At 46.7% G+C, this 21,225-nt stretch carries 16 protein-coding genes; 4 read left to right on the plus strand and 12 right to left on the minus strand.

Annotation, left to right across the window (positions count from 1 at the left end; translation table 11 throughout):
- Positions 1-13 precede the first annotated feature (13 nt).
- Complete coding sequence (locus tag D3H65_RS13825) at positions 14-1,630, minus strand: ABC-F family ATP-binding cassette domain-containing protein (RefSeq protein WP_119050880.1); 1,617 nt, start codon at positions 1,628-1,630, stop codon at positions 14-16.
- 290 nt (positions 1,631-1,920) lie between these two features.
- Between D3H65_RS13825 and D3H65_RS13830 the strand changes: the two genes are divergently transcribed.
- Positions 1,921-3,189 carry a hypothetical protein gene (locus tag D3H65_RS13830; RefSeq protein ID WP_119050881.1) on the plus strand — a complete coding sequence of 423 codons (1,269 nt, stop codon included), beginning with the start codon at positions 1,921-1,923 and terminating at the stop codon, positions 3,187-3,189.
- A 103-nt stretch (positions 3,190-3,292) separates the two neighbouring features.
- Here the strand turns inward: D3H65_RS13830 and D3H65_RS13835 are convergent, their stop codons facing one another.
- The 5 genes from D3H65_RS13835 to D3H65_RS13855 all read right to left on the minus strand — a co-directional run bounded on the left by D3H65_RS13835 (position 3,293) and on the right by D3H65_RS13855 (position 9,745).
- Positions 3,293-5,434 (minus strand): S9 family peptidase, encoded by a 2,142-nt coding sequence (locus tag D3H65_RS13835; protein ID WP_162915623.1) that lies wholly within the window; start codon positions 5,432-5,434, stop codon positions 3,293-3,295.
- Between the two features lie 75 nt (positions 5,435-5,509).
- The gene (locus D3H65_RS13840) at positions 5,510-5,995 is read right to left on the minus strand and encodes a VOC family protein (protein WP_119050882.1); all 486 of its coding nucleotides are present in this window, start codon (positions 5,993-5,995) and stop codon (positions 5,510-5,512) included.
- A gap of 205 nt (positions 5,996-6,200) precedes the next feature.
- Positions 6,201-6,965, minus strand: coding sequence for a succinate dehydrogenase/fumarate reductase iron-sulfur subunit (locus tag D3H65_RS13845; RefSeq protein WP_119050883.1), 765 nt, complete (start codon positions 6,963-6,965; stop codon positions 6,201-6,203).
- A gap of 40 nt (positions 6,966-7,005) precedes the next feature.
- On the minus strand, positions 7,006-8,979 hold the full coding sequence (locus D3H65_RS13850) for a fumarate reductase/succinate dehydrogenase flavoprotein subunit (protein ID WP_119050884.1): 1,974 nt from the start codon (positions 8,977-8,979) through the stop codon (positions 7,006-7,008).
- A gap of 61 nt (positions 8,980-9,040) precedes the next feature.
- Positions 9,041-9,745, minus strand: a complete 705-nt coding sequence (locus D3H65_RS13855) for a succinate dehydrogenase cytochrome b subunit (RefSeq protein WP_119050885.1) — start codon at positions 9,743-9,745, stop codon at positions 9,041-9,043.
- Between the two features lie 345 nt (positions 9,746-10,090).
- On the opposite strand from D3H65_RS13855, the gene accD reads away from it, so the two are divergent.
- The 3 genes from accD (at position 10,091) to D3H65_RS13870 (ending at position 12,650) form a co-directional block, all read left to right on the plus strand.
- On the plus strand, positions 10,091-11,002 hold the full coding sequence (accD, locus tag D3H65_RS13860) for an acetyl-CoA carboxylase, carboxyltransferase subunit beta (RefSeq protein WP_119050886.1): 912 nt from the start codon (positions 10,091-10,093) through the stop codon (positions 11,000-11,002).
- A 107-nt stretch (positions 11,003-11,109) separates the two neighbouring features.
- Positions 11,110-11,544 carry an SsrA-binding protein SmpB gene (gene smpB, locus D3H65_RS13865; protein ID WP_211345677.1) on the plus strand — a complete coding sequence of 145 codons (435 nt, stop codon included), beginning with the start codon at positions 11,110-11,112 and terminating at the stop codon, positions 11,542-11,544.
- Positions 11,545-11,639: 95 nt separating this feature from the next.
- Positions 11,640-12,650: a hypothetical protein gene (locus tag D3H65_RS13870; RefSeq protein WP_119050887.1), complete on the plus strand. Its 1,011-nt coding sequence runs from the start codon at positions 11,640-11,642 to the stop codon at positions 12,648-12,650.
- A gap of 72 nt (positions 12,651-12,722) precedes the next feature.
- Here D3H65_RS13870 and D3H65_RS13875 read toward each other — a convergent pair whose 3' ends face one another.
- From D3H65_RS13875 to D3H65_RS13900, 6 genes are all read right to left on the minus strand, one after another.
- Positions 12,723-13,448, minus strand: coding sequence for a hypothetical protein (locus D3H65_RS13875; RefSeq protein ID WP_119050888.1), 726 nt, complete (start codon positions 13,446-13,448; stop codon positions 12,723-12,725).
- A 72-nt stretch (positions 13,449-13,520) separates the two neighbouring features.
- Positions 13,521-16,043, minus strand: a complete 2,523-nt coding sequence (locus D3H65_RS13880) for a DNA gyrase/topoisomerase IV subunit A (RefSeq protein WP_119050889.1) — start codon at positions 16,041-16,043, stop codon at positions 13,521-13,523.
- A 9-nt stretch (positions 16,044-16,052) separates the two neighbouring features.
- Positions 16,053-17,405: a serine hydrolase gene (locus D3H65_RS13885; protein WP_119050890.1), complete on the minus strand. Its 1,353-nt coding sequence runs from the start codon at positions 17,403-17,405 to the stop codon at positions 16,053-16,055.
- Between the two features lie 7 nt (positions 17,406-17,412).
- Positions 17,413-18,249, minus strand: a complete 837-nt coding sequence (locus tag D3H65_RS13890; protein ID WP_119050891.1) for a DUF1835 domain-containing protein — start codon at positions 18,247-18,249, stop codon at positions 17,413-17,415.
- Between the two features lie 12 nt (positions 18,250-18,261).
- Complete coding sequence (locus D3H65_RS13895) at positions 18,262-19,047, minus strand: class I SAM-dependent methyltransferase (RefSeq protein ID WP_119050892.1); 786 nt, start codon at positions 19,045-19,047, stop codon at positions 18,262-18,264.
- Positions 19,048-19,091: 44 nt separating this feature from the next.
- The gene (locus tag D3H65_RS13900; protein ID WP_394341594.1) at positions 19,092-21,032 is read right to left on the minus strand and encodes a DNA topoisomerase IV subunit B; all 1,941 of its coding nucleotides are present in this window, start codon (positions 21,030-21,032) and stop codon (positions 19,092-19,094) included.
- Positions 21,033-21,225 lie beyond the last annotated feature (193 nt).

The raw sequence follows: 21,225 nt of genomic DNA on the forward strand, positions 1-21,225 counted from the left end.
TCCTCCTCACCACTTAGGCTACTTTCAGCTTACGCGCCTGCTTTTCTTCCAGGTACTCATCGAAGGTCATCAATTTATCGATAACACCTGTGGGTGTTAATTCAATAATGCGGTTGGCCACTGTTTGCAGGAAGGTATGGTCATGAGAAGTGATCAGTACAATACCCTTGAAGTTTTCCATGCTTTCGTTGAAAGCCTGGATAGATTCCAGGTCGAGGTGGTTGGTAGGCTCATCGAGGATCACCACATTGGGGTCCTGCAACATCATACGACTGATCATGCAACGTACTTTTTCACCTCCGCTCAATACGGATGTTTTCTTCATGATCTCATCGCCGCTGAACAGCATCTTGCCCAGGAAGCCACGCAGGAAGGGTTCATCCACATCGGTTACATGGGGGGGTACATACTGACGCAACCAATCCATGAGGTTGAGCTGGCCGGTAAAGAATTGTGAGTTGTCGTTGGGCAGGTATGCTTTGGATACGGTGGTGCCCCATTCATACTTGCCGCTATCGGCAGTTGCTTGTCCGTTAATGATCTCAAAGAAAGCTGTAACGGCCATCTGGTCATCGCTTACGATAGCCACTTTATCACCTTTGTTCAAAGTGAAGCTGGCATTGCCAAACAATACACGGCCATCGAAAGACTTGGAAAGCTTTTCTACATTCAATATCTGGTTGCCTACTTCACGCAATTGTTTGAAGATGATGCCAGGATACTTACGGTTGGAAGGAGTAATATCTTCGATAACCAGTTTCTCCAGGGCTTTCTTACGGGAAGTAGCCTGTTTGGATTTGGAAGCGTTGGCACTGAATCGTGCAATGAACTCCATGAGGTCTTTACGCTTTTCTTCCATCTTCTTGTTCTTGTCGCCTGCCTGGCGGGCTGCCAGCTGGCTGCTCTCGTACCAGAAGGTATAGTTACCGGTATAGATCTTGATCTTCTGACGATCCACATCGGCTACGTGTGTACAAACGGAGTCGAGGAAGTGACGGTCGTGTGATACTACAATCACAATATTTTCATAGCTCGCCAGGAAGTTCTCCAGCCAGGAGATGGTGATCACGTCAAGGTTGTTGGTAGGCTCATCGAGTATCAGTATATCGGGATTGCCAAACAGTGCCTGTGCCAGCAGCACACGTACTTTGAGGGCGCCGCTGATGTCTTTCATCAGGGTTTGATGTACTTCTTCTTCCACACCCAGTTCGCTCAACAAGGTAGCCGCGTCACTCTCGGCAGTATAACCGCCCATTTCGCCAAATTCGCCTTCCAACTCACCGGCGCGGAGACCATCGGCTTCAGTAAAGTCTTCTTTGGCATAAATAGCGTCACGCTCCAGCAATACCTTCCAGAGTTTGGTATGCCCCATCATGACAGTATTCAATACGGTAGATTCATCAAACGCAAAATGGTTTTGATTCAGAACAGCCATCCGTTCACCGGGCGTGATGTCTACTGTGCCTTTATTGGGCTCGATCTCGCCAGACAATATTTTAAGAAAGGTGGATTTACCAGCACCATTGGCGCCGATCACACCATAGCAATTGCCTTTGTTGAAGGAAAGGTTTACTTCATCAAACAAAACCCGTTTGCCAAAAGAGAGTGTTACGTTATTTACCGATATCATATTTTACAACTAAATTTCAGGGCGCAAAGGTACGATAAAATAGCTTGTGTAGCTAGCATACAGGATTAAGAATCTGTGCTTTCCCGACAGCTGCCCAACCCGTTGCGTGCCATTGATAATCAATCATCTATAAAGCAAACAAGCCAGTTTTAGATAACCAGCCTCCACGCCACTGGTCTTCAGCCTCCTTTTCGGGCATTTCAGGCGGGTTTTAGGACTACCCATACAGTACACTGTTTCACACTGGCAGCGGCCTGATTAAGTTTACCCTTTTATTCAACCAGCCAGTCATGAAAATCTTGTGTAAAGAACTATCTATCGCCTGTACTATGGCTGTCCTCGTGGCCCTGGGCAGCTGTAAGAAACCTATCGACGATAACGGCAATCCCGGGACTGATGAGCCCTATATCCCTATGACCTACCCCGCCGGTACCCCGGAAGGAGCGGTGGTCCAAAAAAGTATTGGGCCGGCAGGCGGGACGATCACCAGCGCAGATGGGAAGATCAGCCTTTCGATCCCTGCTGGTGCGGTAGCAGCGCCCACTAATTTTTCTATACAACCGATCAGCAATACAGTACCCTTGGGTGCAGGTCCATCTTTCCGGTTGCTGCCGGACAACGTAGCATTCAGCAAACCTGCTACAATCACCCTCACCTACAACGATGCTATACTGGACGGAAGGGAAGAAGAAGCGCTGGATATTGCCTACCAGGACAATAGAGGTACCTGGAGAGCACTCAACAAGACCGTACAGGATACAACAGCACATACGCTAACTGTACAGACCACTGGCCTGCATGATTACAGCATTACAGGGTATTTCCTGTTGAGGCCACTGCAGTCCACTTTAATGGCGGGTGAATCTACCAGGATACTGGTGGAAAGAGTATCTGTACCCACTACGGAAGAGCAGGGAGACGAAACACCGCTGGGCCATGCCAACCAATATACCAATGAGGCCGGATTTGAAAAGTGGGAGATCACCGGGCCTGGAAATATTGATGATTTTCTGAAAGTGGTAGTTGATTATACTGCTCCTTCCACCATAACGGAGGCATCAGAAACAGAGATACGGGTAACCTTAAAAAATATGCGCCGGCCTTCGCGTTTAGTCAATAAAAAAATATTGCTGCGGAGAAAGATCCACATCGTAAAAGAGAACTACATGGCCGGTACCTACGATGGGCAACCATTTAGCTGCGTAGGCGTGAGCGTTCTTATATCGGGGGCCAATATTATGATCCAGGGTGTTACTGCGCAAGGTAAAAGTGTATTGCTACTTATTAATGGAAGCGATGTAGGCAGCTTCCCCTATGGCAATCCCACGCAAAGCGGTAAATCGGAGATCAGGTGTAATATTTCGGGAGATGTATATGAAACGGTCTATACGGAATGCGGGCCGCCTTCCATCACTAAATATGCCAGTGGAAGTTTAAGCCTTGGGCGTTTTCAAAGTGGTGGAATTATCGGTGGAGATTTTCAGGCTACTCTTTATGATGATTCGGGTTGCGCCATCAAGACAAAAGAGATCAGCGGATCATTCAGCGCCCGGAAATAGTTGAACTGTTGAATAAGCAATAGCTTCCAAAACGAAGGGGCTGTATCAAATGATCGATACAGCCCCTTTTTATTCAGTTAAACCTTGATTGATCTTTTCCGACCTATTCCGTTTTCCCTTCCAGTGCCAGGAAGAAGGCATACCGCAAAGCCACATCTTTCAGGTAATCAAAACGGCCTGAAGCGCCGCCATGTCCTGCCTCCATATTGATCTTGAACAGCACTACATTGTTGTCTGTTTTCAACTCCCGGAGTTTGGCGACCCATTTGGCCGGCTCAAAGTATTGCACCTGTGAGTCGTGCAGGCCCGTAGTGACCAACAGGTTGGGGTAGGCTTTCTTCTCCACATTATCGTAGGGAGAATAGGACTTCATGTAGAAATACTCTGCACTGTCGGCAGGATTGCCCCATTCTTCGTATTCACCCGTGGTAAGGGGAATGCTTGGATCGGACATGGTGGTGATCACATCCACAAACGGCACATCGGCTACTACCCCATGCCAGAGATCGGGGCGAATATTGGTAATTGCACCCATCAACAGGCCACCGGCACTGCCTCCATTGGCATACAGGTGCTCTTTGGTAGTGTATTTTTCTTTGATGAGGAATTCGCCTACATCAATGAAGTCATAAAAAGTATTCTTCTTTTTGAACAGGTGTCCGTCATCATACCATTGCCGGCCCATTTCCTGTCCGCCCCGCACATGGGCGATGGCATACACAAATCCCCTATCAAGCAGGCTGATCACATTACCATTAAAACCCGGGGCCATGCTGGAGCCATAAGAGCCATAGGCATACAGCAAGAGCGGATTGCTGCCATCTTTCTTTATCCCTTTCTTGTATACCAACGATACAGGTACCTTGGCGCCATCACAGGCAGTAGCCCATAAACGCTCGGAGGTATATTCGTCTTTCTTAAAGCCACCTAATACCTCGGTCTGCTTCTTCAGCTCACGCTGCTGGCTATCCATATTGTAGTCATAGATAGAATTGGGCGTAGTCATGGAGGCATAGGAAAACCGTAATATATTGGTATTGTAATCGGGATTTACATTGACGAAAGAGGTATATACTGCTTCATCAAATGTTATGTAATAATCCTTTTTGTCGGTTTGGTTGATGACCCTGAGTTGATTGAGGGCATCTTTTACTTCTCCCAACACCAGGTGATTCTTAAAAACGGTGAGGGTGGACAGATAAACATCTTTGCGATGAGCAATTACTTCCTTCCAGTTCTCTTTGCTGGTCTTTCCTTCCGGTGTTTCCATCAGTCTGAAATTGGGCGCTTCCCAATCTGTGAGTATATAGAACTTGTCATTGAAATGCTCAAGTGTATATTGGAAATTATCCTGCCTAGGTTGGAAAACAGTGAAGGAACCTGTGGGATTGGCCGCTTCCAGGAGGCGGTATTCTGTAGACACCTGGTTCATATCGGCTACAATGCCTACATATTTTTTTGATTTGCTGCGGAATACATTAATGTAAAAGCGGTTGTCCTTTTCTTCATATACCAGTACATCCTGTTTGGGATCGGTGCCCAGCACATGGCGCCACACCTGGTAACCCAATAAGGTGGTGATGTCTTTTTTGATGTAGAAGAAGGTCTTGTTGTCTGCTGCCCATGCCAGGTCGTTGCCTTCTACGTTGGCAATTGTCTCGGGATAGATCTCACCTGTTTTGAGGTTTTTGAACCGCAACCCATACAAGCGACGGCTTACAGAATCAACAGTATAGGCCAGCAGTTCATTGTTATCGCTGACCGACCTTCCACCGATGGAGTAATACTTAAATCCTTCGGCCATTTGATTCTGGTCGAGCATGATCTCTTCCGGCGCTTCGAGTGTTTCTTTCTTGCGGCAGAAAATAGGATATTGCTTCCCTTCTTCAAACCGGGAGTAATACCAATAACCATTGCTCTTGAAAGGCAATGATTCATCTTTCTCTTTGATGCGGCCTTTCATTTCGGCAAAGAGTTTTTCCTGGAAGGCTTTGGTGCCGGCCATCATGGTGTCGAGGTAGGCATTCTCTGCTTTCAGGTAATCTATTACCTTGGCATTGTCGCGCTGGTTGAGCCAGTAATATTCATCTGTACGCACATCTCCATGTGCTTTAAATTCTTTAGGCTCTTTTGCCACAACAGGGGTCTTAATATCTTTGGGCCATTGATACGATTGCATAGTAGTAGAACTTTGATTACAGGCTGTGATCCATACAGCCATCAGCAATAAGCATATAATTTTCATGCAGCAGATGTTTAGTTGTGCTGAAAATACTCATTCTGAGGCGATTGGTACAACCATTGGTGTAAAGGGTGAAAATTATTCTGCTTCGGCCAGGAGGCCTTGCACATCGAGGTGCTCTGTCACCATCTGCAGCTCGCCGGCAGCATCCAACGGCCATAGCTCTTTTGGTTTATCCCAATAGAGCTCTACCCCATTGCCATCAGGATCATCGAGGTAAATGGCTTCTGAGACGCCGTGGTCCGACATACCGGTCAATGGATATTGTGCCCCTATAAGCCTTTTAAGGATAATAGCCAGGTCCTTACGGGTCGGATACAGGATCGCCGTATGAAACAGGCCCGGCGCTTTTTGAGGCGCCGGAGGCGCATTGCGACTGTACCAGGTATTGAGGCCAATATGGTGGTGGTAACCGCCGGCAGAGATAAAAACTGCCTGGGAACCATAGCGTTGCATTACTTCAAAGCCCAGCAGGTCGCGGTAAAAGGCCAGCGACTTGTCCAGGTCCGACACCTTGAGGTGTACATGCCCGATGCGGGTTTGAGAAGGTACTTTATATTCCATCAGGTAAATTAACAACAATTGAGGAGCAAAGGTTGAAAAGAGGTGTTAGCTGTTAGGGGTAAGGTATTAGCTTTTAGCAAGGGGCGCCCTGACTCTTAATCAGTAGGTACTGGATTCGAGTCCCAGGGGGCACCAACTCAGAACATAGAACACAAAAAAAACCGGCCATTCAGCCGGTTTAAAATGATCTATAAGCCAATGAAACTTACTTATCGATGGTGAGGCCAGCCCGCAGGTATTCGCTGTTGAGGCGGGCGATATTGCTGATGGATATCTCTTTGGGACATACGGCTTCGCAGGCGCCGGTATTGGTACAACCACCAAATCCTTCTTTGTCCATTTGAGCGATCATGTTCAACGCACGGTCCTTACGTTCAGGATCACCTTGGGGCAGTAAAGCCAGGTGACTTACTTTGGCTGATAAGAATAAGCTGGCAGAGCTGTTCTTACAAGCTGCTACGCAGGCGCCGCAACCGATACAGGCTGCATTGGCAAATGCCAGATCGGCCTTGTCTTTTTCAATGGGAATGGCATTGGCATCCACTGGGTTACCGGTATTTACGGAGATATAACCACCCGCCTGGATGATGCGGTCAAAAGCGGTACGGTCTACCATCAGGTCTTTGATCACGGGGAAGGCTTTTGCCCTCCAGGGTTCTACCACGATGGTATCGCCATCTTTATAGGCCCGCATGTGCAGCTGGCAGGTAGTGTTGGCTTGCCAGGGACCATGTGGACGACCATCAATATACATAGAGCAGGCGCCGCAAATCCCTTCCCGGCAATCATGGTCAAAAGTGATGGGATCTTTCCCTTCCCGAATAAGTTCTTCGTTGAGGACGTCGAACATCTCCAGAAAGGACATTTCCGACGAAACATTTTTCACCTGGTAGGTTTCAAATTGTCCCCTGTCATCCTTATTCTTTTGTCTCCAGACCTTGAGGGTCAGATTCATGTTATAATGCTCCATAGTATATTATTAAGTACCGGGTATAATTGTCTTTGCTTGATTATTTATAAGAACGTTGAGTTGGCTTGGCCACTTCAAATTCCAAATTCTCTTTGTGCAACTCCCACTGGCTATCGGCTTTGTATTCCCAGGCAGCCACGTACTGGAAGTTGTTGTCATCGCGCAGTGCTTCCCCTTCGTCGGTTTGTGATTCTTCGCGGAAGTGACCACCACAGCTTTCTCTGCGGTTGAGTGCATCTTTACACATCAGCTCACCTAGTTCAATAAAGTCAGCTACGCGGTTGGCTTTATCCAGCTCGGGATTCATTTCATTGATGATACCGGGGATGCGTACATCGCTCCAGAACTCTTTCTTGAGTTGTTGTATTTCTACAATGGCTTCCTGGAGACCTTTTTCATTGCGGGCCATGCCACACTTCTCCCACATGATCTTACCGAGGCGTTTATGGAAACTTTCCACGGTTTGCTTTCCTTTAATGCCCATCAGTTTTTCAATGCGGGCCTTCACTGCATTTTCTGTTTCTACAAAAGCAGCATCAGTAGTGGGAATCGCTTTGGTGCGGATCTCATCGGCCAGGTAGTTACCAATGGTATAAGGAATTACAAAATATCCATCAGCCAATCCCTGCATCAGGGCAGAAGCGCCCAGGCGGTTCGCACCGTGGTCGCTGAAGTTAGCCTCACCCAGGCAATATAAACCAGGTACAGTGGTCATCAGTTCATAATCCACCCACAAGCCACCCATGGTATAGTGCACGGCAGGATAAATACGCATGGGTATTTGGTAGGGATTCTCACCGGTGATCTTTTCGTACATATCGAAGAGATTACCATATTTCTCTTTCACCACGGCAACACCATGCTTACGTACGGTTGCTGCATCGGGATTGTTGATACCCAGTTTGCGGCATTCTATCTTTCCATAACGTTCAATAGCATCTGCATAATCGAGGTATACGGCCTGCTTGGAAGTTCCTACGCCATATCCTGCATCACAACGTTCTTTGGCGGCCCGGGAAGCTACGTCACGGGGTACCAGGTTACCGAAGGCCGGGTATCTTCTTTCGAGGTAGTAATCTCTTTCTTCTTCCGGAATTTCATCGGCCCGGCGGCTATCGCCTTTTTGTTTGGGCACCCAGATACGACCGTCATTACGCAAGCTTTCGGACATGAGGGTCAGCTTGGACTGGTGATCACCACTTACAGGTATGCAGGTGGGGTGGATCTGTGTATAGCAGGGGTTACCAAAAAATGCGCCTTTCACGTGGGCTTTCCAGGCAGCGGTTACATTGCTGCCCATGGCATTGGTAGAGAGGTAGAAAACGTTGCCATAACCACCGGTACACAGTAATACGGCATGACCAAAATGGCGCTGCAGCTCACCGGTGATGAGGTCGCGGGCAATGATGCCTCTGGCCTTGCCGTCGATCTTTACAATATCCAGCATTTCATGGCGGGAGTATTGTATTACGTTGCCCAACGCTACCTGACGCTCCAAAGCCTGGTAAGCGCCTATGAGTAATTGCTGACCGGTTTGACCGGCAGCATAAAAAGTTCTTTGTACCTGTGTACCGCCGAATGAACGGTTGCTGAGCAAACCACCATATTCGCGGGCAAAGGGAACCCCCTGGGCCACGCATTGATCAATAATATTGGCGCTCACTTCGGCCAGGCGATGCACATTCCCTTCACGGGCGCGGTAGTCACCACCTTTTACGGTATCATAAAACAAACGGAAAACGGAGTCGCCATCATTCTGATAGTTCTTGGCTGCATTGATACCGCCTTGTGCAGCAATGGAGTGCGCCCTGCGGGGAGAATCCTGGAAGCAAAAGGTTTTTACTTTATAACCCAGCTCACCGAGTGCTGCCGCTGCCGAAGCTCCGGCCAATCCAGTACCTATAATAATGATCTCCAGATTACGCTTATTGGCTGGATTTACCAGCTTGCAATGACCTTTATAATCTGTCCACTTGGTTTCTAAAGGACCGGCAGGAATTTTTGAATTCAACATATAACCAGTTTATGGTTTTTAATTTATCCGGAGCAGGTCTCCGGAATAACTTTTTGTTTGCTTAGTTCTGTAAACCTACCCACTGAAAATGCATGCTGATGGGCATCAGGGCGAAGATCAATGGGATCAGGATAGAAAATCCAAGACCTAAGCCATTGATGAGGGCCAGGTAACGCTTGTTGTATACGCCCAGGGTCCTGAAAGCACTCTGGAAACCATGTGCCAGGTGATAAGCCAGGGAAATACATCCCAGTATATACAGGATCACAATGAAAGGGTTCTCAAATACCAGGGCCATTTTACCAAACAGGTCATGGTGCTCAGGATTATAAGAAGCTTCGGGCAAACCCGTAATGCGGGAAGGTACCCAGAAATGGGAAATGTGCATGATCAGGAACAACAACAACAAGGTGCCCAGCAAGCCCATGGAGCGGCTGTACCATTTGCTGCCTTTGTTGCCCATAGTCTTTTGGTATCCTACGCCACGGCGGCTGCGATTCTGGAATTCCACCATAAATCCCTGTACCACGTGCAGGATGATAAACGCAAACAGGCCAATTTCTGCGGCACGGATCACCCAGCTTGATCCCATAAAATGAGCTGCCCGGTTAAACATTTCACCATCATCGGTGGGATCAAACAGGTCGGCAAAAATGCAGGCATTGATCCCCGCATGGACCACCAGGAAGGTGATCAGAAAAATACCTGTTAAACTCATTACCAGTTTTTTGCCGATCGAGGACGTAAAGAAGGCAGACCATTTCATTGGTTAGTATTTATGATTCTTGGCAAGTCTCAGGATGAGCTAAAGTCTTCATCGTGAGGTAAATTGATCTATTCGACTGATTTCGACGCAAAAATAACGCAGCAATGTGAAATATCATATTTCGGTAAAAAATTTCCTGATATATATACATTTCTTTGCAACATTTCGTTACACCATGTGGCGATTACACAATTGTTGGTTGGAGGTAATATATAACACTGCTATTATGGCACATCAACCAGCCGCCATTTACCTCATTTATCCCATCCATTCAGAACGCACTTTAGATTGTACTTCTTGCACTTATTGTAAAATACCTATCTTAGCCCCCTTAAAATCGACCTAATGAAGCAAGAAGAGGATTTTGAGGCCAATCTGGCAGGAGAAGAAGGACAAAGTGAAGAGACAAAAAGCAGTTGGTTCAAAAGGATCAAGAAGGGGATTCTCACCAGTACCGCCGAAAAAAAAGAAACACCTGAAGGACTCTGGAGCAAATGCCCGGAATGCGGTTATATATGTACAGTAACGGAGCTCCGGGAGAATATTTTTGTTTGTCCCAAATGCAATTACCATCACCGTATTGGCAGTTCAGAGTATTTCGACATCATTTTTGATGAAGACCAGTACGAAATTCTCTATGAGAACATCCGTTCCAAAGATTTCCTGCACTTTACGGACCTGAAATCATACGACAAACGCCTGCAGGAAACCTGGGCCAAAACGGATATTACAGACTCTATCCGCGTAGCCAGGGGCACGGTGAAGTCATTGGACATGGTGATCGGCTGTATGGATTTTGAATTCATTGGCGGTTCGCTGGGCAGTGTAATGGGTGAACGTATCTCCCGGGCTGCCGACTTGTGCCTGGAGCATCGCATCCCGCTGATGATCATTTGTAAATCGGGTGGCGCGCGGATGATGGAAAGCGCTTTTTCGTTGATGCAACTGGCCAAGGTATCGGGTAAGCTATCGCAACTTACCGATGCCGGTATTCCTTATATCTCTTTACTGACGGACCCCTCCTTCGGAGGTATTTCAGCTTCCTTTGGTATGCTGGGCGATCTGAATATCGCAGAACCAGGGGCCCTCATAGGTTTTGCCGGTCCCCGGGTAATCAAGGAAACGATCAAAAAAGACCTGCCGGAAGGTTTCCAACGCAGTGAATTCCTGCTGGAACATGGTTTCCTCGATTTCATTGTGCACCGCAAAGAGTTAAAAGATAAACTGGCTACTGTACTTTCATTGTTTAAAAACTAAAAGAATATTAGAATATAGAATTTAGTATATAGAATTCAGAAGGGCGCCCCGTGCTGGTACCCGGATTCTATATACAGAATTCTGACTTCTGGATCCTTGTATTTCCCATGTCAATCAGCAACAAATCGGCCTATCATGAGTTTTTCATCGAAGACAAATACGATGCAGGACTTGTATTGATGGGAACGGAGGTTAAATCGCTCCGGGCCGGCCGGGCCAGCTTCAATGATAGCTATTGCTATTTTCAGAAAGGGGAACTCTGGATCAAAAGCCTCCACATTGCAGAATATTCTCATGGAATAGGCAATAACCACAACCCGGTACGTGAAAGAAAGCTGCTGCTTCAAAAGAAGGAATTGCGTAAAATTGAGGCCAAGGTCAAGGAAAAGGGATATACCATCGTTCCCCTGAAGATCTTCTTTAATGAAGGCGGACTGGCTAAAATGGAAATTGGCCTGGGTAAGGGTAAAAAGCTGTATGATAAGCGTGAGACCATCAAACAACGGGACAATGACCGTGAGCTGAAAAGATATATGAAGTAGCAAGCGCTGAAATCAGGACTACAGACTCAGCACTCCAGACTCAATACCCTCCCCTCTTCCGTTTCTGGCTTGATTTTTTCTCCTTAATTTCACGTATGCTGAAAAAGACACTCCTCCTGTTATCGCTTTTTGCAGCCCACCAGGTGGGTGCTCAAACTGTAACCGGCGCCTGGTTTGGCAGGGCCGATGTAGTGGATCAGGGTAATCAGAACAACTATTTAACAGAATTTATACTGAAGCAAAAGGGTGATGAAGTAGAAGGTATATTCGGCTACTACTTCAAGGATAGTTACCAAAGCTTTTTTGTAAGGGGCACCTATAATAAGACTACCCGGGAGGTGCTGATACCTAACCTATCCATGTTCCATTACAGTTCATCCACCCGGGGCGGCATTGAATGCCCCATGAGCTTCTATGGCAAACTGATGGTAAGTCAGGCCCAAAGCACCCTGAGCGGTTCTTTCATAACAGAGCCTAAATACAAATATACCTGTCCGGAACTGCGCACCAGTTTTACCCTCGACAATGAACAAAACCAGGATAACCTGTTGGCCAGCGCCACCACCGGCCGTAAATTCTGGCAACCCCAACAGGAAGATGTGATCGTATTCAATCCCACTCCTACTAATCCCACCAATTCCAATACACCCGAGAGCAAGCCTGTAGCTGCTACAGCAGTGATAACGCCTGACTCGCTGGTATTGCAACCTGCCAAATTAGAAGAATCGGTAAGCGCCAAACTGGTCAATCAATTTGAGGGCAGGAAGAATATCTATATGCAGGACCTGGAAATAGAAAGCGATTCCATACGGGTAAGCTTTTACGATAATGGAGATATAGATGGCGATACAGTGAGTGTATTACTGAACAAGACACCGATCATCGTAAAGCAGGAACTGAGCTCCAGGGCCATGACCATCTATATCGTACTGGATGATAAAAGACCCGTGAGTGAAATTGGCATGTTTGCTGAAAACTTAGGTAAATACCCTCCCAATACTGCGCTGATGGTAGTGACAGACGGCGTTCATCGGTATGAGATGTACCTTTCCAGCAGCCTTAAGCAGAATGCACTGGTGCGATTGAGGAAAAAGAAGAAGCAATAAGCAGGTATTGGCCATTAGCTTTTAGCATTTAGCTGATACATAGATATAAAAAGAGTATTGCGAATGCGATTGTTATTTGATAGAATATTCGACCAGGTTCATTTCCGTCCTTATATCACCACCGCCCATTGGGTCATCGGCTATTGTTTTTATCTTAATAATGCCGATGTTTTTGGCAACGTAGTAATCATAGTCGGTCAATGGAACCAACCCAACACCGGGCAACTCATACTGTAGTTGAACAACGGTATGCATCACATCGGTGTAGGTTTTGCCTTCTACCGTCATGATGATCCCCTTTTCAAGCACCAGACCTGAAGTAATGATTTTAAAACCATTGCCTGTTCCAGCTACATGATCCCAATCATAGTTTACTGATGCCGTATCATTCATGTACAGGAAAGTAATATCAAGGAGCGCCCCTGTATTGGGAGAAACAGCTTTTATCACCGAATAATAATTATGATCTTTAATTCCAAACAAACCTTCCCCTGTGCTCGGTGGGTTGGTGATGGTGCTGGTATTATTGAATACGCCGCAGGAAATGCCACTAACTGTACGCGTTTGCCCCGTGCTGGTAACGGTCATTTCACCTGGAAATGCACCCGTCTGTTTATATTTCCAGTAACTGTTCTTTGAAAAAGGCTGGTAGGTACCAGTAACTGGTGTACCGCTGCCGCCTGTACCCGGGCCGGGTCCCGGAGCTGTACCGGCGCCATTGGTCTCTGTGCTGATTTCCTTGCCGCAACTGGTGGCCAATAATGCTATCACCAATAAAGAACCTAAAATCCTTTTCATGTTATGGGAGGGGGAGGGTTGAGGGTATATGTAGTAAAAGGTGGGGCCATTACTGGCCCCTACCCGATTGCTCTAAAATAATTCAGGTTGATCGTTCTCTGTTTCTTTGATCTCTTTCATGGCCCATTCAAACTCGGTACTCTTGGTAAAGTCGGCCAGTTTATTACCTACCGCTTTCCAACCCATCACTTCTACAAAGCCATGGATCTTGATCTTCTGTGTACGTGCCTGTGTGCCGCGGCCCGATTTAATCAACACAATAGGCTCCGGGTGGGTAGTAACAGAATCGAGGTAGTTGCCATCTCCTTCCTTGATAAACATAAATTTATTATTGAGCGTAGTGGTCTCAATTTTGAACCGCTTAATATTAAATTGCTGTTTATCATTATCCAGGTAAATGGCGGTCACGATCTTCTCAGGATTGAACTTCTCAATCTCGACCACACTGTCTACATCAAATTTCTTGGTCAACTCCTGATCGGTGATCTCATAAGTTCCATCATGATACATAACCAGCAGTTTGTCTTCGGGCTGGAAAGTACCCAGGTATTCGCCTTTGGTCTCGGTGGTTAAGCGACCAAACTGGTCATCAAACCAGAGCTTACGGCCACCCAGTGTAGAACGACCTGCCTCTTTGAACTTAACGCTCTTGATGGGGTATTTGGTAACCTGGTTGCCCATACTGGTGCGGTTCTTGATCTCCAGCTCTTCGAAGGCAAAGTCGAATTCCTTATTGCGTGCAGAGCTGTTGGGATTGAGTACAACTTTCACGATCTCCGCTTCACCATTGGGATTGGCAGAGAAATAATGCACCTTGCTCTTTTCATCGCCCTTGGTAAGATCGTACTCTTTATCACGGGTAATACCGGTTACATTGAATCGCTTGGCGAAGCTGATGCCGGACTTACTATCCACGTAGATCATATTGTAGGTCGTACGCTCATCATTCTTCTGGAACAATGCCACATGGATGATATCTTTTCCAATGAAGGCCTTGTCGGATACCTTCACGATCTTCATCTTACCAGTCTTGGTAAAGGCAATAATATCATCAAGTGCTGAACAGTCGGCTACAAACTCATCCTTCTTCAGGCTGGTGCCAATAAATCCATCAGCGCGGTTTACATATATCTTGATATTGGCAATGGCCACCTGCTTGGCCTGAATGGCTTCAAACAGCTTTACTTCTGTTTTACGTTCCCTGCCCTTGCCATATTTAGCAAGCAGGTTTTCATAATAGGCTACTGCAAAATCAACCAGGTTGTTCAGGTCATGCTTCACCTGTTTGATATCTTTTTCCAGGCCTTTGATCTGATCATTCAGCTCATCAATATCCAGCTTATAGATACGACGTACAGGCTTTTCGGTCAGCTTTACAATATCTTCCCGGGTAATATCGCGCTTCAGTTGCTTTCTGAATGGTTCGAATGCTTTGGCGATCGCCAGTAATACCTTATCCCAGGTCTCATGTTTCTTCTCCAGCTCCTTGTATATCTTTTCTTCGAAGAAGATCTTTTCCAGTGAGGTATAGTGCCATTTCTCCTGCAGTTCACCCAACCTGATCTCTAGTTCACGCTTCAGCAGGTCCTTGGTCTTATCTACCGACAGGCGCAGCAGTTCATACACGCTCAGGAACTGTGGTTTATGGTCAACGATCACACAGGCATTGGGCGAGATGCTTACTTCACAATCGGTGAAGGCATACAGGGCATCGATGGTAATATCCGGTGAAATGCCGGGAGCCAGGTCTACCTGCACTTCCACTTCAGCGGCTGTATTATCGGTCACTTTCTTGATCTTGATCTTTCCCTGGTCGTTGGCCTTTACAATGGAGTCCATCAACTGGGCTGTAGTTACTCCATAAGGAACATCCCTGATCACCAATGTCTTTTTATCCAATTCCTCAATATGAGCGCGCACCCTCACTTTTCCTCCACGTTTGCCTTCATTGTAATTAGTGGCATCCATCATACCGCCTGTTTGGAAATCGGGCAACAATTCAAACTTCTTTCCACGCAGGTATTTAATGGCTGCTTCGATCAGTTCGATGAAATTATGTGGTAATATCTTAGTAGCGAGGCCCACCGCAATACCCTCAGCACCCTGTGCCAGCAATAAGGGAAACTTCATGGGCAAGGTTACCGGCTCATTTTTACGACCATCATAGCTCAAGGCCCACTCGGTAGTCTTTGCATTGAAGGCTACGTCGAGGGCAAATTTGCTCAGGCGTGCTTCAATGTACCGGGCTGCCGCCGCATCGTCGCCGGTGCGCACATCACCCCAGTTACCCTGTGTATCGATCAGCAGGTCTTTTTGTCCCATATTCACCAGGGCATCTCCAATACTGGCATCACCATGCGGGTGGTACTGCATGGCTTGTCCAATGATATTGGCCACCTTATTGTACCGGCCATCATCCATTTCTTTCATGGCGTGCAGGATACGCCGTTGTACGGGTTTCAACCCATCTTCCACCGCAGGTACCGCCCTTTCCAGGATCACATAAGATGCATAGTCCAGGAACCAGGTTTTGTATTGGCCGGTTAACCCGGTGTCAAGATTAAATGCCTGTTCGTTTATTTTTGATTTTGCCATAGATCATTGTTATTTAATTCGCTTTGCCTGGATGGTAGCGCCCTGTTTCCAGGTGATGGAATTTACTTTTCCATCGGCATCCTTTACAAACTCGCAAGTGGCATCCACCACTTTTAAAAAGAACTTGTTTTCTGTTTCGGCGTACATGTCAAATTCAGGTTGTCCGGTGACCAATCCTTTCAAAGCACCATTCTCCACCCGTACAGTAAGCGTGAGACCCGGTTTCAGCTCATATTCGCCTGCATATTGCTGCAAAACGGCGGCATCTACTTTAATAGCCACTTTTTCTTTAGGCACCTCATAAGGGCGATTGTACAGGATGGCCAGTATACTTTCGTTGATGGCTCCCAATGCGCCGGTATTCATATTGGATAGCAGCACCACACAAAGGTCATCGGCCGGTATACGGGCAAAATTGGTATTGAAACCAAAAATACCGCCGCCATGCTGCATGATCTTTTTTCCAAACACGGTATCTATTGTCCAGCCATAGCCATACTTATTCATATAAGGGGTGTAGGCTTTTTCCAGGGAGGCTGCTTTCAGCACTGTGTTTTTCAGCAACCCCTTGTGCCATTCCCACAGGTCATTTACGGTAGAATAGATGGCGCCTGCTGCAAAAGAAACAGAAGAATCCACAATACCTGCCTGCACTTTCATCTTTTCCTTATAGACCGTATAACCGGTGGCCTTATTTATGTTGGTCAGGTGGGTAAAATCAAATCCACTGTGCGTCATGCCCAATGGTTTGAAGATACGCTCCCGTACTGCCTGTTCATAAGGCTGGCCCATTACTTTTTCAATGATATAGCCCAGCAACATATAGCCAGAGTTGCTATAGCTCCATTTGGTACCCGGCCGGAAATCCAACTGCCTGTCCTTAAACAAGGCAATGATCTTTTCCGGTGTGGCTGATTTAACAGCCTCGGTGGCCATGAAGGTACCATCGTTGGTATAATTGAATATACCTGATGTATGTGTCAACAGGTGTTCAATGGTGATCGTATCAGCGCCCGGCAGTTCCGGAAAGTATTTGCCCAGTTTATCCTGCACCGACAATTTCTTCTGCTCCTGCAACTGCAGGATAACGGCAGCTGTAAATTGTTTGGTGACAGAACCCAGCTGGTATATGGTATTCACATCATTCCAGGTGCTGTCCTTTACGCTTTTAAAGCCAAACCCTTTACTGAATACTACCTGTCCTTTATTAACGACCAGTACTGTTCCGTTGAACTTGTATTGGCGGACATAGGCAGTGACCAGTTCATTGATCCTGTCGGCATCGGTTTGGGCGGAGGCTGTATGGCTGCTGCAGGCAAGCTGCAGTATGACCACAACGATCAGCCATAGTTTCTGTCTCATGATATGCTTAGGCGTTGGTTGTTTCTGCTCCCTGTGCCACCTTGTTCTTCACTTCAAACTCCTTCATGTTCTTCACTTCACCCTGTACATCAAATTCACCGGCTGCCAGCATTACTTTCAGTCGCCACAGCATGTAGGCATCGCCCGTGGTTTGCTTATTCTTACTCAGGAACTGGTGAATGATCTTCGACGCTTTCTGCCAGTCGCCGGTGATGTATTTTTTCAGGTCGGCATCATAATAATCATATCCCTGCTGCACCAGTTTTTTACCTCCTTCCAGGAGGCGCACACCTTTATCTTCCTGTTGCAGTTTGGCCCATTCATCCGGGTCAACCTCAAATTCACTAAGTGTAATGGGACGGGCCAGCTTTTTGGCTTTCAGGAATTCTTTCGGTGGAATTACATGCAGCCATTCAGGATAAAAGATTAATCCTTTCTCATTGATAAAAGGCAGGTTATTCAGGTACAGGATATACAACCTTCCCTGAAAATCTTTCAACTGGCTCATAAGCCAGTAATAACCACTCACATCATGTTTATTCTGGGCAGCCCATATCCATACCAGTTCAGTGGGCTCATTTTTTAACCTTTCTATTAAATCGATCACTACTGCATTATCATCTATCTGGCCCGTTTCTACCCTGCCATCATAATCCCCACCGGCCAGTACATCACGCCACCATTGCTTGCGGGCTTCCATGCCTTCGGTGGTATAAATGCCCATGAGCGGGCCCACTGCATAATCGTCTTTTATCTGCACCACATCGCCCTGCATGGTTTCATCCAGCTCAATGGCTTTTTTCAGAACATCTACATCAGCTTCGTTAAAAACTATATGGATCATTGCAAGATTTTTCTATTCAGGTGTAATGAGATAGTATACACAGGTCGTTACAAAATTGCGCAGCCAGGGAATATGCCTGATAACCCCCAACTGTTTGCGGGCCTTCCATCCAAATTTATATTCATAGATCGGATTGATCAGGTAATGTCTGCTTAAACTTATCTTATACCCGGTCTTTTTAGCAATTCTTTCAAACTTTTCGATAGAGATACGGGTATCCCTTATTTCCAGCAGAGCCTCTACCGGCTCTCCATTGCGCTTTAAAATATAGCTGTACAGGCTACGCGGTAACAGGTGGTACCAGGGCAATTTGCTCAGCCATTTTCCTTTGCACATCTGCTGGTGACCTCCAAATGGCATTTTCCAGGGAGGGAATCCAAAGAAGATGCAACCGGAAGGATTCAACAGGCGTTTCATTTCGGCTATCAGCTTTGGCTGATCGTGAATATGCTCAATAACATCTTTCAGGATGATGATGTCAAACTTTCCGCCCAGCTCCCTTTCTACATCTACCTTATAAATGTCTTTGTCGATGTATATTACCTTGCCTGCATCGAGGTATTCTTTGGTCCATGCTGCTGCATTTACCAGACGTGGAGAATCAAGCTCTACCCCTACGCCCGTGCAACCTTTTTCCAGGAAAGCCAACAGTACGCCTGCTTCGCCACAGCCGATTTCCAATACCCGCTGTCCCGGTTTGATCGGAAACCGCTCCTCTATAAAGGGTATGACAAAACGCTCAGCATTATCGCGCTGGATATCGAAATATCGTTTCCGGTCGGCATGAAATTCAAACATAGATAGGGCAAATGCTTCTGATTAATGTCAACTCCTGTTCATCATTACGCTTTCTTTTCTTCTTCCTCCTCTACCAGGTCCAGCTCTACTTTCAGGTTGTCGATGATAAACTCCTGGCGTTCCTGGGTGTTCTTACCCATATAGTATTCCAGCAGCTGCTGAATGTGCTCGCCATGCTCAATAATAACTGGCTCTTTGCGCATTTCCGGGCCAATAAAGCGTGCAAACTCATCGGGCGAGATCTCACCCAATCCTTTAAAGCGGGTGATCTCTGGCTTACCGCCCAGTTTCTTGATAGCGGCTTGCTTTTCACCCTCATCGTAGCAATAAATGGTTTCCTGTTTGTTGCGTACACGGAACAGCGGCGTTTCCAGGATGTATACGTGCTGGTTCTTTACCAGGTCGGGGAAGAACTGGAGAAAGAAGGTCATGAGCAATAACCGGATGTGCATACCATCCACATCAGCATCGGTAGCTATTACAATATTGTTATAACGCAATCCCTCGTATCCTTCTTCAATATTAAGGGCATGCTGCAAGAGGTTGAACTCCTCATTCTCATACACCACTTTTTTGGTAAGCCCAAAACAGTTGAGTGGCTTACCACGCAAGCTGAATACCGCCTGCGTTTCTACCTGGCGGGCCTTGGTGATAGAGCCACTGGCCGAGTCACCTTCGGTAATGAAAATGGTACTTTCCTTTTGCTTTTCTATGATGTTGTCTTTGTCCTTACCGGTAGCTTCATCATTGAGGTGAAAGCGGCAATCACGCAGCTTGCGGTTGTGCATATTGGCTTTCTTGGCACGCTCATTGGCCAGTTTCTTGATACCTGCCAGCTCTTTGCGCTCCCGCTCACTTTGCTCAATACGCTTCTTTAATGATTCGGCTGTAGTAGGATTCCGGTGCAGAAAATTGTCCAGTTCCTTGGAAAGGAAGTCGGCTACAAAGTTCCGCATGGTAGGTCCGCCATCATATACTACCTGTGAGCCCAGTTTCGTTTTTGTCTGGCTCTCAAACACCGGCTCCTGCACACGTACAGATACCGCCGCACAGATGCTGGCACGGATATCGGCCGCATCATAATCCTTCTTATAAAAATCGCGGATGGTCTTGACATATCCTTCCCGGAAGGCGGCCAGGTGGGTACCTCCCTGGGTAGTGTATTGCCCGTTTACAAATGAATAATACTCTTCCCCGTATTGGTTCTCGTGGGTAATGGCTACTTCGATATCTTCTCCCTTGAGGTGGATAACGGGATAGCGCAATTCATCTTCATTGGTTTTTCGCTGCAACAGGTCGAGCAAACCATTCTTACTCACATATTTCTTGCCATTGAGGTTAATGACCAGTCCGGCATTGAGGTAACAGTAATTCCACAACTGGCCGTCGAGGTACTCATGGATGTAATGAAAGTTCTTGAATACGGTATCATCGGGTATGAACTCCACCCTGGTACCATTCTCTTCGGAAGATTTGGTTTCCTTGTGTTCTTTGGTCAATACGCCCCGTTCAAATTCAGCGGTCTTTTCTTTGCCCTCCCGGTAGGCGGTTACTTTGAAATAGGTACTTAAGGCATTGACGGCCTTGGTACCTACTCCGTTCAAGCCCACGCTTTTCTGGAAAGCCTTGCTGTCATATTTAGCGCCTGTATTGATCTTGCTCACCACATCCACCACCTTACCAAGAGGAATGCCGCGGCCATAGTCGCGTATGGTAACGGTTTTACCTTCAATGGTAATGTCGACGTGCTTACCATAACCCATGGTATGCTCATCAATACAGTTATCAATCACTTCTTTTATTAATACGTAGATACCGTCGTCGGGACTACTGCCATCGCCCAGTTTTCCGATATACATACCAGGGCGCAGGCGGATATGCTCCCGCCAGTCAAGACTACGTATCGATTCTTCATTGTAATCAAACAGGTTGCTGTCTTTTTCTTTTGCCATATCCATTCTCCCCGCCAGGTGAAGGGGGATCATTTTTTTAATGTTATCAATCTAAGGTTCTCTATACAATATTGGTTATCAACAGATTTAGCGCCCGTTATTGGCGTGGCCCAATTCCTGGTAAAAGTAAGCCGGAGGCTTGATCTTCCAGGCAATAAACTACTAAATACCAGAAAAAACAACAGGTAACCGGTTCATTTTTTGAGCAGGCCGGAGCCTGCCCCTT

The organism is Paraflavitalea soli (genome assembly GCF_003555545.1).
Classification (GTDB): domain Bacteria; phylum Bacteroidota; class Bacteroidia; order Chitinophagales; family Chitinophagaceae; genus Paraflavitalea; species Paraflavitalea soli.